Consider the following 13,583-nt stretch of genomic DNA (forward strand, 5'->3'; position numbering starts at 1 on the left):
TCATAATTGGACGGACACCCCCCCGATCCAGGAGAGCCCGGAACTCGTGAACATGCTCGCGCTCGGCCCCGAATGGATTTCCCCGGAGTACCTGATCGGGCATTTCGGCTTGATCGGCATCCTGGTCATCGTGTTCGCGGAATCGGGCCTCTTCGCGTTCCTGCCCGGTGACTCCCTGCTCTTCACGGCGGGCCTGTTCGTCGCGAGCGGCGTCATCAAGCAGCCGCTGTGGCTGGTCTGCACCCTGATCGCGGTCGCCGCGATCGTCGGTGACCAGGTCGGTTACATGATCGGCAAGGTCTTCGGCCCGAAGCTCTTCAACAAGCCGAACTCCAGGCTCTTCAAGCGCGAGAACCTCGACGCGGCGCACGACTTCATGGAGAAGCACGGCCCCAAGGCCATCGTGCTCGCCCGCTTCGTGCCGATCATCCGCACCTTCGCGCCGATGGTCGCGGGCGCGACGGCGATGAAGTACCGCACCTTCCTGATGTTCAACATCATCGGCGGCGTCCTGTGGGGCGCGGGCGTCACGATCCTGGGCTACCAGCTCGGCCAGTTCGAGTTCATCAAGAACAACGTCGAGCCGATCTTCATCGGCATCGTCCTGATCTCCGTCATCCCGGTCATCTTCGAGGTGGTCAAGGGCCGCAAGGAGAAGAAGTCGGCGGTCGGGTCCGCGGAGCACTCCGGCACCGGCGCCGGCCAGGACCCGCAGACCCCCACCCCGCGCGGCGGCCGCCACGCGAAGCGGTAGGGCCGCTCGTAGGCGTAGGACCTAGAAGCCGCGGGTGCGCTTCGCCGAGCGGCGCTTGGCGGAGCTGGCCGTGCCCGGGATCCGCATGAACAGCCGGGACATCTCCGAGCCGAGGTTGACGCCGATGGCGATGGCCAGGGCGATGGCCACGGCGTTCGTCAGCGAGGCCAGCCCCTCGTTGAGCCGGTTCTCGGCGATCAGCAGCAGTCCGTAGTACGTCGCCGAGCCCGGGAGCAGCGGGCCGATGGCCGCCGTGACGAAGGGCAGCGCCGAGGAGATGCGGTGGCGGGAGAGCAGCTGCCCGAAGAGGCCGACCAGGCCGGCCGCGACGGCGGTGGACGGCACCGGCGGGATGTTGCCCGCGTAGTGCAGGGCTCCGTAGACCACCCAGGCGATCCCGCCGTTGAGGGTCACGATCCACACGGTGGAACGTTCCTGCTGGAGCAGGATCGCGAACGTGAACACCAGCACCATCGAGGCGGCGATCTGGAGCAGCGGCCGCTGGTCGATCTGGAGGATGTCCTCCGGCTGCGGGTTCGAGCCGAACTGGAGCCCGATGTAGAGCACCACCAGCACGCCCATGATGATGCCGATGAAGAGGTACATCACCTCCAGCAGCCGGGCGGAAGCGGTGATGTAGTAGCCGGTCAGACCGTCCTGCACGGCCGCGACCAGGGCCCGCCCGGGCAGCAGCGCGAACAGTCCACCGGTGATCACGGCGGAGGAGCGCACGTCGAGGTCGGTCAGCTTCAGGGCCACGCCCATCGCGGCGGGCGGCATCGCCGCCACCACGAACTGGTAGAACTCCGGCAGCCCGCGCCCCGCGCAGAACCAGGCCAGCCGGTCGCCGAGGACCGCGCCGAGTGCGGCTGCGAAGAACACGAGGACCCCACCGCCGACCAGCGTGGAGGCCGCCCCGGCGAGCAGCCCGGCGGCGGCGGTGAGCATCCAGCCGGGATACGGGTGCCGGTTGCGGCGGATCTCCGCGAGGCGCCGGTAGGCGTCCTCCAGCGACATGTCGACCTCGTGCGCGCTGATGTCGTTGACGAGGCGGAAGACGGCCGAGAGCCGGTTGTAGTCGGTGCCCCGGCGGCGGACGGTGCGGTTCGCCGAGATCGGGTCGTCCACCAGCGAGGGCTGGTAGGTGATCGACAGCATGGTGAAGGTGACGGTCGGCTCGCAGCGGTCCAGCCCGTAGCTGCGCGAGACCGCGAACATCGCCGCCTCCACGTCCTCGGCCGCCTCGCCGCCCGCGAGCAGCAGCTCGCCGATGCGCAGCGTCAGGTCGAGCACGCGGCCCACGGCGGGCCCCGTCTCGACCGCCTGCTTCTGCGAGACCTCCGGGACCGGCCGGACATCGACCGGCATGCGCAGCACGGTGCGCATCCGGTCCTGCCACAGGGACTCCTTCATCCGCGTGACGGGGAACCCGGTGCCGGTGTACGCCGGCGGGGACTGCGAGGCGCTGTAGGTGGCCGGGGTCGCGAAAGCGGAACCCTCGGCCTCCACGGGCACCGAGGCGAGCCCCTCGGGGACCGAGAACTCCGAGGTCGCCTGCTCCTCGTCGGTGGCCTCCGCCTCCACCCCGACCCCGGGGGGCACGGCGAAGGCGCTGCGCGCCTCGTCCGACTTCGGCTTCCGGTCCTCTGCCCCGGATCCTTCGCCCTCCGCCACGCGTCCTCCAGTCCCTGGGCCAGCCCGTATCAGTATGCGGAACGGTTTGATCCACGGCGAAACCGCGACGGGCGGCACTCCCGGAGGAATGCCGCCCGTGCGGTGGCCTGACGGCCCGGTGTCGGTGTCACATGAGCCGATGGCTCAGTGCTGGCCGCCCTGCGCCTCGAGGCGCTTGTACGAGGCTTCGATCTCGGCCTCGGCCTCGGTGCGGCCGACCCAGTTCGCGCCCTCGACGGACTTGCCCGGCTCCAGGTCCTTGTAGACCTCGAAGAAGTGCTGGATCTCCAGGCGGTCGAACTCGGACACGTGGTGGATGTCGCGCAGGTGCTCCACACGCGGGTCGGAGGCCGGCACGCACAGCAGCTTGGCGTCGCCGCCCGCCTCGTCCGTCATGTTGAACATGCCGATCGCGCGGCACTTGATCAGGCAGCCCGGGAAGGTCGGCTCGTCCAGGATGACCAGCGCGTCCAGCGGGTCGCCGTCCTCGCCGAGGGTGTTCTCGACGAAGCCGTAGTCGGCCGGGTAGCTGGTCGAGGTGAAGAGGCGACGGTCCAGGCGGATCCGGCCGGTCTCGTGGTCCACCTCGTACTTGTTCCGCGAACCCTTGGGGATCTCGATGGTGACGTCGAACTCCACGTCCTGCTCCTCCATGATCAGCTTCATTGCTCGGGGCTACGTCGATTCACCTGCGTGCGCGGCCGACCCAGCCCTGCCGGGTGGGGTGCCATGCTCGCGGCAAGACGCAATGGTTAAGTGTCCCTCACGCATATGTGTGATCGCGAAAGGGGCTGGTCCGAGGTGCCATTGGTCAAGACGTGGCAGCTCATTGCGGTGTCGGCCGTTACCGGCCTGGCCCTGTCGGCCGCGACGGTTGCCGCCGCCGGTCCTTGGGACTCCGGCCAGCGTAAGGCCGAGCGGGACAGAGCCGCCTCCTGGAGCCGCACGGGTGGTGCAGATCACGGCCAGGACGGGGCCCGCGCCCTGCCCCGGGCCGCCCCCAGCGCCCCCGGAGTGCTCGCCGCGGTCCGCCCCGCCGGATCCGACTCCTCCGGATCCGACCCCGGCGGCCAGGCCCCGGCGGCGGACTCCGGACCGCTGGGCGCCGCGCTGCGGCCGCTGCTCGCCGACCCCGCGCTCGGAACCGTCCGCGCCGCCTCGGTGATCGACACCGCCACCGGCCGGGTGCTCTACGAATCCGGGGCCGACCGGGCCATGACCCCCGCCTCCACCATCAAGATCGCCACGGCTTCGGCCGCGCTCGCCGCCCTCGGGCCCGACCACCGGATCCCGACCACCGTGGCCTCCGGCGCGGCCCCCGGCCAGATCGTCCTGGTCGGCGGCGGAGACCCCTCCCTCACCGCCAAGAAGAAGGCCCCCGCCGGCTCCGGCGGCAGCCTCGTCGCCCTGGCCGCCGACACCGCCCAGGCCCTCAAGGCCGCCGGCACCGAGTCGGTGGTCCTCGGCTACGACGACTCCCTCTACACCGGCCCGGTCCGCCACCCCATCGGCGACAACGACAACATCGCCCCCGTCACGGCCCTGACCGCCGACGAAGGCCGCACCGACGACTCCTTCTCCGGACCGGTGACGCGCTCCGACGACCCCTCCAGGGACACCGCCCGCGCCTTCGCCGCCCTCCTCAAGGACCGCGGCATCCAGGTGACCGCCGAGCCCGCCAAGGCCAAGGCCCCGGCGGGCGCGGCCCCGCTCGCCGTCACCCTCTCCACCCCGCTCGCCGGACTCGTCGAGCGGATGCTGACCAACAGCGACAACGACATCGCCGAGGCGCTGGCCCGCCACACCGCGCTCGCCTCCGGGCAGCCCGCCAGCTTCGAAGGCGTGGAGAAGACCCTCGGCGCCAAGCTCGCCTCGCTCGGCATCGACACCACCGACTCCCGCTTCGCCGACGGCAGCGGCCTCAACCGGGCCGACAAGGTCAGCGCCGGCCTGCTGACCGCCCTCCTCGCCAAAGCCGCCGACCCGCAGCGGCCGCAGCTGCGGCCCGTCCTCACCGGACTGCCCGTCGCCGGATTCACCGGAACCCTGCGCACCCGCAACGCCGGAACCTCCCCGGCGGCCGGCCTGCTCCGGGCCAAGACCGGCACCCTGACCGGCGTGAACTCCCTCGCCGGGACCGTCGTGGACCCCTCCGGCCGACTGCTGGCCTTCGCGTTCCTGACCGCGAACGCCGCCGACCCGGGGGCCGCCGAGAAGGGCCTCGACCGGCTCGCCGCAGCGGTGGCCGGCGCCTCCTAGCCGGAGTGCGACGGGCCCCGGGCGGGCGCCCGGCGGGTTTCCGACGGCCTCGAGGCGGCCTCGAGGCGGCTTCCCGGAGCCCTCGAAGCGACTTCCCGGCCGTCTCCCGGGGGCTCCGCCGGCGCGCGAGTCCACGTACGGTTGACGCATGACGAGCATCGGTGGTGCGGAGATGGTCGACTGGAACCTCGCGGTGGCGACCGCGACCCGGCTGGTGCGGCCCGGCCCGGAGGTCAGCCGGGACGAGGCACGGGCCGTGGTCGCGGAACTGCGCAGGCACGCCAGGACCTCCGAACGGCACGTGCGCGAGTTCACCCGGATGATGCCCGAGGGCATGACCCCGCCCGACACCCCCGTCCTCGTCGTGGACCGGGCCGGCTGGGTCAAGGCCAACGTGGCCGGCTTCCGCGAACTGCTGGCCCCGCTGCTCGGCAAGATGCAGGACCGCCGCGCCGGCACCCCCGGCTCCGCCGTCCTCGGCGCCGTCGGCGGCAAGGTCACCGGCGTGGAACTGGGCATGCTGCTGAGCTTCCTGGCCTCCCGCGTGCTCGGCCAGTACGAGACCTTCGCGCCCCCGGCCCTCGACCTGCCCGGCCCGTCCGGTGGCGGCCGGCTGCTGCTCGTCGCGCCGAACATCGTGCACGTGGAGCGGGAGCTGGAGGTGGACCCGCACGACTTCCGGCTCTGGGTCTGCCTGCACGAGGAGACGCACCGTACCCAGTTCACCGCCGTCCCGTGGCTCCGCGAGCACATCGAGGGCGAGATCCAGACTTTCCTCGGCGCCACCGAGATCGACCCCACGACCGTGCTGGAGCGGCTGCGCGAAGCCGCCCAGTCCTTCGCCGGGGCCCGCCCCGACGCGGAGCGCGGCGACGAGGGCCGCTCGCTGGTCGAACTCGTCCAGACCCCCGAACAGCGCGAGGTGCTGGCCCGGCTCACGGCCGTGATGTCCCTGCTGGAGGGCCACGCCGACTTCGTCATGGACGGGGTCGGGCCCGCGGTGGTGCCCTCGGTCGCCGAGATCAGGGAGAAGTTCCAGCAGCGCCGGGCCAGCGGCGCCGGCCGCCTCGACGCGGCCCTGCGCAAACTGCTCGGCCTCGACGCGAAGATGCGCCAGTACCGCGACGGCGAGCGATTCGTGCGCGCGGTCGTCGGACAGGTCGGCATGGAGGGCTTCAACCGGGTCTGGACCTCACCGAACACCCTCCCCACCAAGGCGGAGATCGCCAAGCCGGCGGACTGGGTGGCCCGGGTGCACCGCAAGGGCAGCGAACCGAGCGAGCACAGCGGACAGGCGTGAGGCACACGACTGGCGTGACGTACACGACTGGCGTGACGCACACGACTGGAGTGGCTCAAGAGGCGTGAAGATGTCCCTCTGGGGGAAACAGCGTCACCCGTCCGAGGGACCGTGGGGCGTGGAAGGGCGTGCGATGCTCGGGGAACGGCTCGGTTCTGTCACCATCATCGCACTCTGAGTGACAACCCCCGTTCTGCTCATGGACCGGGCCGGCCGGGCGGCAGCCCGGTGCACCACCCTCCCCCAACGCCTCCCCAGCGCCTGACGAGGCTCCGAACTCCACCGAAGGGCACCGGACATGGGTCCCCATCCTGCGGTCGCGGCGATACGCCTGGCGGTCCGCCGCGTACTCCACGACGTCCTCACCGACCTCACCGACCGTCCCGCCTCCGCCCCCGCTCCCCGTGTCGGCGGCCTTGAGGCGGTCACCTTCCGCGACGGCCTCCCCGACACCGCGCCGCTCGTCCTCGTCGCCTGCTCCGGCGGCGCCGACTCCATGGCACTCGCCTCCGCCCTCGCCTTCGAGGCCCCCAAACTCGGCATCCGGGCCGGCGGCATCACCGTCGACCACGGGCTCCAGGCCGGCTCCGACCTGCGCGCCGCCGAGGTGGTCACCCGCATGACCGCCCTGTGCCTCGACCCGGTGGAGGCCGTCGCCGTGCGCGTCGGCCGCCAGGGCGGACCCGAAGCCGCCGCCCGCGACGCCCGCTACGCGGCCCTGGACGAGGCCGCCGACCGCCTCGGCGCCACCGCCGTGCTGCTCGGCCACACCCGCGACGACCAAGCCGAAACCGTCCTGCTGGGCCTCGCCCGCGGCTCCGGCATCCGCTCGCTCTCCGGCATGCCCGAGGTATCGGGCGGTCCGGGCGCCACCGGCCGCCGCCACCGCTACCGCCGCCCCTTCCTGCAAGTCGACCGGCAGACCGCCCGCAAGGCCTGCATGGTCCAGTCCCTCGCCGTCTGGGACGACCCGCACAACGCGGACCCCGCCTACACCCGCTCCCGGCTGCGCCACGAAGGACTGCCCGCCCTGGAGAAGGCCCTCGGCAAGGGAGTCGTGGAGGCGCTCGCCCGCACCGCCCAGCTCTCCCGCGACGACGCCGACGCCCTGGACTCCTGGGCCGCCGAGGCGGAGGGCCGCGTACGCGACGAGGACGGCCGCCTGGAGTGCGCCAAGCTGTACGCGCTGCCCCCCGCCGTCCGCCGCCGCGTGCTGCGCCGCGCCGTCGTCGCGGCCGGCTCTCCGGCCGGTTCCCTCTTCGCCCGCCACATCGAGGAAGTCGACCGCCTCATCACCGGATGGCGCGGTCAAGGTGCCATCAACCTGCCCGGCCGGGTCGAGGCCCAGCGGCAGGGTGGCAGACTGGTCATCCGGCAGGGCTGATTGGTGCTGAAACACGGCCGAGTCCTCCGGGGTCACTCCCCGGAGCCCCGGCCGCAAACGAAAGTGATGCGGGTGGACGAGAAGGACATGGGCAGCGACCTCCAGTCGGTGCTCATCACCAAGGAAGAGATCGACGCGAAGCTGGCCGAGCTGGCCGCGAAGATCGACGCGGAGTACGCGGGCAAGGACCTGCTCATCGTCGGCGTCCTCAAGGGCGCGGTGATGGTGATGGCGGACCTGGCGCGCGCCTTGTCCACCCCGCTCACCATGGACTGGATGGCGGTGTCCTCCTACGGCGCCGGAACCCAGTCCTCGGGCGTGGTCCGGATCCTCAAGGACCTGGACACCGACATCAAGGGCAAGCACGTCCTGATCGTCGAGGACATCATCGACTCGGGCCTGACCCTGTCGTGGCTGCTGTCGAACCTGGGCTCGCGCGAGCCGGCCTCCCTCGAGGTCGTCACGCTGCTGCGCAAGCCCGACGCCGCGAAGGTCGCGATCGACGTGAAGTGGGTCGGCTTCGACATCCCGAACGAGTTCGTCGTGGGCTACGGCCTGGACTACGCGGAGAAGTACCGCAACCTGCCGTTCGTGGGCACGCTCGCCCCGCACGTCTACGGAGGCTGACCCCGACCCGGACCAACGTCCGGGCAGGGGAACCCTGGAGCGATTCCCGCCGTTGGAGCATGGAAAGGCGGGTCTGTCAGCCGTCCCATGAGGCAGCGGGTGACAATACAGGGGTACATTCCGAAGAACAGTCTTTACTCACAGCAGCATTTACCTACGGGCAGGAGGGACGGGGTGCCTGGCGCCCCGTATGGATGGACGTGAAGCGATACTTCCGTGGGCCGGTCATGTGGATCGTGCTGGCCGTCCTCGCCGTGGTCGTGTTGATGAATGTCGTCGGCTCCGGCGGCGGCTACAAGTCGGTGGACACGAGCGAGGTCATCAAGGCGATCAACAGCGGCCAGGTGCAGCAGGCGCGCCTGACCACCGGTGACAGCCAGATGGTCAAGATCGACCTCAAGAAGGACCAGAAGCTCGGAGACAACTCCGGCTCCAAGTTCCAGGCCAACTACATCGGGGACCAGGGCGTCCAGCTCGCCCAGAACCTCCAGACCAAGTACGAAGCCGGTCAGATCCCTGACGGGTACTCCGTCACTCCGGACAAGACCAGCCCGTTCCTCAGCGTGCTGCTCTCGCTGCTGCCCTTCGTCCTCATCGTCGTCGTCTTCCTGTTCCTGATGAACCAGATGCAGGGTGGCGGCTCCCGGGTCATGCAGTTCGGGAAGTCCAAGGCCAAGCTCATCACCAAGGACACCCCGAAGACGACGTTCGCGGATGTCGCGGGCTCGGACGAGGCCGTCGAGGAACTCCACGAGATCAAGGAGTTCCTCCAGGAGCCGGCGAAGTTCCAGGCCGTCGGCGCCAAGATCCCCAAGGGCGTGCTGCTCTACGGCCCGCCCGGCACCGGTAAGACCCTGCTCGCGCGTGCCGTCGCGGGCGAGGCCGGTGTTCCCTTCTACTCGATCTCCGGTTCCGACTTCGTCGAGATGTTCGTCGGTGTCGGTGCCTCGCGTGTCCGCGACCTGTTCGAGCAGGCCAAGGCCAACGCGCCGGCGATCGTCTTCGTCGACGAGATCGACGCAGTCGGCCGGCACCGCGGTGCGGGCCTCGGCGGCGGTCACGACGAGCGCGAGCAGACCCTCAACCAGCTGCTCGTCGAGATGGACGGCTTCGACGTGAAGGGCGGCGTCATCCTGATCGCCGCCACGAACCGTCCGGACATCCTCGACCCGGCCCTCCTGCGCCCCGGCCGCTTCGACCGCCAGATCGCGGTCGACCGCCCGGACATGCAGGGCCGTCTGGAGATCCTCAAGGTCCACCAGAAGGGCAAGCCGGTCGCCCCGGACGTCGACCTGGGTGCGGTGGCCCGTCGTACGCCCGGCTTCACGGGTGCCGATCTCGCCAACGTGCTGAACGAGGCCGCGCTGCTCACGGCCCGCTCGGACGGGAAGCTGATCGACAACCACGCGCTGGACGAGGCGATCGACCGCGTCGTGGCGGGCCCGCAGAAGCGGACCCGGATCATGTCGGACCGGGAAAAGAAGATCACCGCGTACCACGAGGGCGGCCACGCCCTGGTCGCGGCGGCTTCCCCGAACTCGGACCCGGTCCACAAGATCACGATCCTGTCCCGCGGCCGGGCCCTGGGTTACACCATGGTCCTGCCCGACGAGGACAAGTACTCCACCACGCGCAACGAGATGCTCGACCAGCTGGCGTACATGCTGGGTGGGCGCGCGGCCGAGGAACTGGTCTTCCACGACCCGACCACGGGCGCCGCGAACGACATCGAGAAGGCCACGGCAACGGCCCGCGCGATGGTCACCCAGTACGGCATGACCGAGCGCCTCGGCGCGATCAAGTTCGGCGGAGACAACACCGAGCCGTTCCTGGGACGCGAGATGTCGCACCCGAGGGACTACTCGGAAGAGGTCGCGGCGCTGGTCGACGAAGAGGTCAAGAAGCTCATCGAGACCGCGCACAACGAGGCCTGGGAAATCCTGGTCGAGAACCGCGACGTGCTCGACAACCTGGTCCTTGCCCTCCTCGAGAAGGAGACGCTCAACAAGGAGCAGATCGCCGAGGTCTTCTCGACGATCGTGAAGCGCCCGGCCCGCCCGGCGTGGACCGGCTCCTCGCACCGCACCCCGTCGACCCGCCCGCCGGTGCTCTCTCCCAAGGAGCTCCAGCTGACGAACTCGGCGAACGGCACGGCGGCCGCTTCCTCGACCGCCGTATCGGTGGAGAAGACCCCGGAGCCCTCCCCGGAGGAGCGACCGGAGGCCTGATCCCTCCCGGAATGGATGCCGCGCCCCCCAGGTTCTAGCCTGGGGGGCGCGGCACTTTCATCTGGTCATACTTATTTGGCCGCGACTGCGCAGACAGGAACGAGGAAGAGATGACCGACCCAGTGACCTTGACCGGTGGCGAGGGCACGATCGGCGAGTTCGACGAGAAGCGCGCCGAGGCGGCCGTTCGCGAGCTCCTGATCGCGGTCGGCGAGGACCCGGACCGCGAGGGGCTGCGAGAGACGCCGGGGCGCGTGGCGCGGGCGTACAAGGAGATTCTGGCCGGTCTGCGGCAGGAACCCGAGGATGTCCTGACGACGGTGTTCGACCTGGGACACGATGAGTTGGTCCTCGTGAAGGACATTGAAATCGTATCTTTGTGCGAACATCATCTGCTGCCATTCCACGGTGTCGCCCATGTCGGCTACATCCCGTCGGAGAACGGCAAGATCACCGGTCTGTCCAAGCTGGCCCGCCTCGTGGACGTCTTTGCTCGCCGCCCGCAGGTGCAGGAACGTCTCACTACGCAGATAGCCGACTCCTTGATGGAGATCCTTGATGCTCGGGGCGCCATCGTCGTGGTCGAAGCGGAGCACATGTGCATGTCGGTCCGCGGCATCCGTAAGCCGGGCGCCAAGACGATCACGTCCGCGGTCCGCGGCCAGCTCCGTGACCCTGCGACCCGCAACGAGGCGATGTCGCTGATCATCGCGCGCTAGCCGGATTGTCAGACCCGCCCGATAACGTCATTGATCAGGTGATTCACGCGCTGATCAGGGGGCGGGATGGGCGGGCTGCCGAGCAAGCAGATGGTGAACGGGGTGGACGGGCAGGCTCAGGCGAGAACCGTGGGCGCGGGCGACCGGCTCTGGACGCTAAATGGGGACAGGACAGTACACACGGGCGTTCGGGCGGTGGCGGCTGTGAAGGCCCGCGAGGTTGTGGACGTGGTCACGTATGGGCAGACGTTCACGGTGGCGCCGGACCAGTTACTGAGTACGGGCCAAGGATGGATTCCGGCCGGAGACGCGGCAGGTAGCGTCCTGGCTTGGACTCCGCCACGAAAGCTCTCCCGGAGACGCCTGACGATTCTGCCCGGCTACGAGTTCGGCTACCTGGTGGGTGCCACGTGTTCCGACGGCACGGTGGGCAAGAACTATGTGTCCCTGGTCGTGAACGACGAGGGTTTCGCAGCCAAGTACGCGGAGTGTTTGTCGGCGGTGACCAGCCTTCCCGCCCGACTGGAGGCCGTCACGAGGCCGTCAGGCTTCCTCCAGCGCCAAGTTCCTGGATTTCGGGTGCGCGTGGTCTCTTCGTACCTCGCGGACGTCCTGAGGCAGTACGTCGGGGGCGACGCCCACCACATGCGACAGGGCTTTCCACGGGTTGTACTCAGAGACCTTGCCACGTTCGAAGGTTTCCTGGACGGCTATGCGGATGGCGACGGCTGTCGAATCAAACGCTGGGATGCGCGGGTGATCACCAGCGCCAATGTTCCGTTCCTGGCGGAGTTGGCTACGGTCATCGGCGCCCGTTTCACGCCGCAGAGTGGGAAGGCGTCGCACCTGGTCGTCACTGATCGTTGGCAGCGGCGCGGCACCTTCGTGGCGGAGGAGCATGCCATAAACCTCGTGGAGCGGCAGTCGGCGACGGTGTCCGAGGTCCGGCTCCGCACCGCCACCGGTGCGAAGCCCTTCACCCTCTACACCTACCGCCTCGACCCCTACCCGGGGTTCCTGGTGAGCGGGCACCTCGTGCGGGCCCCCGGGTGACGGCTCAGGCGCTGGCGGGGGCCTTGGTGGGGTCTTCGTCGTCCGGGAGTTTGAGGACGTGTTCCAGGAAGAGGGCCGCGGCGATGACCGCGGCGCCCGTCAGGACCGAGAAGCCGGCGTACCAGGCCTGGTCGCGGCGGGCCGGGACGTCCAGGGCGGTGGTCAGGAGGAAGACCCCGACGCCGCCGTAGCCGCCCGCGACCAGGGCCGCGACCAGGGCGCTGGACTGGCCGAAGACCACCGCGCGGGCCGCCATCAGCGGCTCCACGCCCTTGGCGCCCGGCACGCGCTCGCGCTGGGCCTTCAGGCGGGCCCGCAGGGACAGGGCCGTGGCAAGGAGGACCACCGCGATTGCGCCCAGAACGATCGGCGCGGCCAGCGGGACGCCCGGGAGGGAGCCGTAGGAGTTCAGCATGCGTGCGCCGGCCCACGACAGGACCCCGGCGACCGCGAAGATACCCGCCAGGACCGCCGGCCTCAGTTGCTTCACGTGCGCCTCTCCCCGCTCTCCGTACGTACCAGCCGATCTTAAGTGTTCGGTCCGGCGGGGGCCGGTTACTCCGGGAGCCGCAGTTCCAGGTCGGGGCGGCGCGCGACACCCGTCAGGCCCACGGCGGCCAGCAGCTCCGCCACCGGCCCGTGGCCCGGGATCTGCGCCTCGGGGTCGATGTCGTGCCAGGGGGCCAGCACGAAGGCGCGCTGGTGGGCGCGCGGGTGCGGCAGGGTGAGGACGGGGTCGGCGGAGACCACGTCGGCGTACGCGATGATGTCGACGTCGATCGTGCGGGGTCCCCAGCGCTCTTCGCGGACGCGGTCGAAGGCCTCTTCGATGGCGTGCCCGCGCTCCAGCAGGGAGCCGGGCGGCAGGGTGGTCTTCACCGCGATGACGGCGTTGAAGTACGAGGGCTGCGAGTCCGGGTCGACGCCCCACGGTGCGGTCTCGTAGACCGGGGAGACGGCCTTGACCCGCAGGCCCGGGGTGTCGCCGAGGGCGTCGATGGCGCCCTGCAGGGTCTCCAGCCGGTTGCCGAGGTTCGCGCCGAGCGCGACGACGGCCCATTTGGGGTTGGACAGGGTGATGTCCGCGGCGTCGACGGCTTCGACGACGGAGGCGGGTACCGGCTGGACGGTGGGGTCGCTCTGGGCGTTCATTCCGTTGTTCATGCGCGGCTCCGGGTGATCGTGATGGTCACGTCGTCGAAGGGGACGGTGATGGGCGCGTCCGGCTTGTGGACGACGACCTCCACCTGGGCGACCGCCTCGTGCTTGAGGCACTGCTGGGCGATCCGCTCGGCGAGGGTCTCGATCAGGTCGACCGGCTCTCCCTGGACCACGTGGACCACCTCTTCCGCGACTACCCCGTAGTGCACGGTCTTAGCCAGGTCGTCGCCGGCCGCCGCGGGGCGGGTGTCGAGGTGGAGCACCAGGTCGACGATGAAGGTCTGGCCTTCCTCGCGTTCCCGGGGGAAGACGCCGTGGTGCCCGCGAGCCTTGAGGCCGCGCAGCGCGACACGATCCACGCGAATCACTCCTGCTTTTCGTAGGTTCTTCCGGTCCGGGACTCCCCGGATCCATGGGCCTACGC

The 13,583-nt window shown here is 70.1% G+C and carries 12 protein-coding genes and 1 pseudogene; 8 read left to right on the forward strand and 5 right to left on the reverse strand.

Features of this window, described 5'->3' with window-relative positions; translation table 11 throughout:
* Window positions 1-46: 46 nt before the first annotated feature.
* Window positions 47-715, forward strand: a pseudogene (locus OHU74_RS20225) (DedA family protein); the annotation flags it as partial.
* A gap of 60 nt (window positions 716-775) precedes the next feature.
* Here OHU74_RS20225 and OHU74_RS20230 read toward each other — a convergent pair.
* On the reverse strand, window positions 776-2,428 hold the full coding sequence (locus tag OHU74_RS20230) for a threonine/serine exporter ThrE family protein (protein WP_371617222.1): 1,653 nt from the start codon (window positions 2,426-2,428) through the stop codon (window positions 776-778).
* Between the two features lie 144 nt (window positions 2,429-2,572).
* Window positions 2,573-3,067 carry an inorganic diphosphatase gene (locus OHU74_RS20235; protein ID WP_266960167.1) on the reverse strand — a complete coding sequence of 165 codons (495 nt, stop codon included), beginning with the start codon at window positions 3,065-3,067 and terminating at the stop codon, window positions 2,573-2,575.
* A gap of 162 nt (window positions 3,068-3,229) precedes the next feature.
* On the opposite strand from OHU74_RS20235, the gene dacB reads away from it, so the two are divergent.
* The 7 genes from dacB to OHU74_RS20270 all read left to right on the forward strand — a co-directional run bounded on the left by dacB (window position 3,230) and on the right by OHU74_RS20270 (window position 11,998).
* A complete protein-coding gene (gene dacB, locus OHU74_RS20240) occupies window positions 3,230-4,687 on the forward strand; it encodes a D-alanyl-D-alanine carboxypeptidase/D-alanyl-D-alanine-endopeptidase (RefSeq protein ID WP_371617223.1) in 1,458 nt (485 codons plus the stop codon).
* A gap of 148 nt (window positions 4,688-4,835) precedes the next feature.
* Window positions 4,836-5,987 carry a zinc-dependent metalloprotease gene (locus OHU74_RS20245; RefSeq protein WP_371617224.1) on the forward strand — a complete coding sequence of 384 codons (1,152 nt, stop codon included), beginning with the start codon at window positions 4,836-4,838 and terminating at the stop codon, window positions 5,985-5,987.
* A gap of 298 nt (window positions 5,988-6,285) precedes the next feature.
* Window positions 6,286-7,371 (forward strand): tRNA lysidine(34) synthetase TilS, encoded by a 1,086-nt coding sequence (tilS, locus tag OHU74_RS20250; RefSeq protein WP_371617225.1) that lies wholly within the window; start codon window positions 6,286-6,288, stop codon window positions 7,369-7,371.
* 66 nt (window positions 7,372-7,437) lie between these two features.
* Window positions 7,438-7,998 (forward strand): hypoxanthine phosphoribosyltransferase, encoded by a 561-nt coding sequence (hpt, locus tag OHU74_RS20255; RefSeq protein WP_330297848.1) that lies wholly within the window; start codon window positions 7,438-7,440, stop codon window positions 7,996-7,998.
* 194 nt (window positions 7,999-8,192) lie between these two features.
* A complete protein-coding gene (gene ftsH, locus OHU74_RS20260) occupies window positions 8,193-10,226 on the forward strand; it encodes an ATP-dependent zinc metalloprotease FtsH (RefSeq protein ID WP_330297849.1) in 2,034 nt (677 codons plus the stop codon).
* 110 nt (window positions 10,227-10,336) lie between these two features.
* Window positions 10,337-10,945: a GTP cyclohydrolase I FolE gene (folE, locus tag OHU74_RS20265; protein ID WP_371617226.1), complete on the forward strand. Its 609-nt coding sequence runs from the start codon at window positions 10,337-10,339 to the stop codon at window positions 10,943-10,945.
* 66 nt (window positions 10,946-11,011) lie between these two features.
* Entirely contained in the window at window positions 11,012-11,998 is a 987-nt protein-coding gene (locus OHU74_RS20270) for a hypothetical protein (protein WP_371617227.1), read from the forward strand.
* Between the two features lie 4 nt (window positions 11,999-12,002).
* Here the strand turns inward: OHU74_RS20270 and OHU74_RS20275 are convergent, their stop codons facing one another.
* The 3 genes from OHU74_RS20275 to folB form a co-directional block, all read right to left on the reverse strand.
* Window positions 12,003-12,488 carry a DUF3180 domain-containing protein gene (locus OHU74_RS20275; RefSeq protein WP_371617228.1) on the reverse strand — a complete coding sequence of 162 codons (486 nt, stop codon included), beginning with the start codon at window positions 12,486-12,488 and terminating at the stop codon, window positions 12,003-12,005.
* A 65-nt stretch (window positions 12,489-12,553) separates the two neighbouring features.
* Complete coding sequence (gene folK, locus OHU74_RS20280) at window positions 12,554-13,162, reverse strand: 2-amino-4-hydroxy-6-hydroxymethyldihydropteridine diphosphokinase (protein ID WP_371617229.1); 609 nt, start codon at window positions 13,160-13,162, stop codon at window positions 12,554-12,556.
* Window positions 13,159-13,518 (reverse strand): dihydroneopterin aldolase, encoded by a 360-nt coding sequence (gene folB, locus OHU74_RS20285; RefSeq protein WP_330297854.1) that lies wholly within the window; start codon window positions 13,516-13,518, stop codon window positions 13,159-13,161. The genes folK and folB overlap by 4 nt, the downstream gene beginning before the upstream one ends.
* Window positions 13,519-13,583 lie beyond the last annotated feature (65 nt).

It is taken from the genome of Streptomyces sp. NBC_00454, from assembly GCF_041434015.1.
Classification (GTDB): Bacteria; Actinomycetota; Actinomycetes; order Streptomycetales; family Streptomycetaceae; genus Streptomyces.

Excerpts from the sequence above, each read along its gene's own strand:
- folE (WP_371617226.1), top strand. The coding sequence starts at position 10,337 with ATGACCGACCCAGTGACCTTGACCGGTGGCGAGGGCACGATCGGCGAG.
- hpt (WP_330297848.1), top strand. The coding sequence starts at position 7,438 with ATGCGGGTGGACGAGAAGGACATGGGCAGCGACCTCCAGTCGGTGCTC.
- OHU74_RS20245 (WP_371617224.1), top strand. The coding sequence starts at position 4,836 with ATGACGAGCATCGGTGGTGCGGAGATGGTCGACTGGAACCTCGCGGTG.
- folK (WP_371617229.1), bottom strand. The coding sequence starts at position 13,162 with ATGAACAACGGAATGAACGCCCAGAGCGACCCCACCGTCCAGCCGGTA.
- tilS (WP_371617225.1), top strand. The coding sequence starts at position 6,286 with ATGGGTCCCCATCCTGCGGTCGCGGCGATACGCCTGGCGGTCCGCCGC.
- ftsH (WP_330297849.1), top strand. The coding sequence starts at position 8,193 with ATGGACGTGAAGCGATACTTCCGTGGGCCGGTCATGTGGATCGTGCTG.
- OHU74_RS20270 (WP_371617227.1), top strand. The coding sequence starts at position 11,012 with ATGGGCGGGCTGCCGAGCAAGCAGATGGTGAACGGGGTGGACGGGCAG.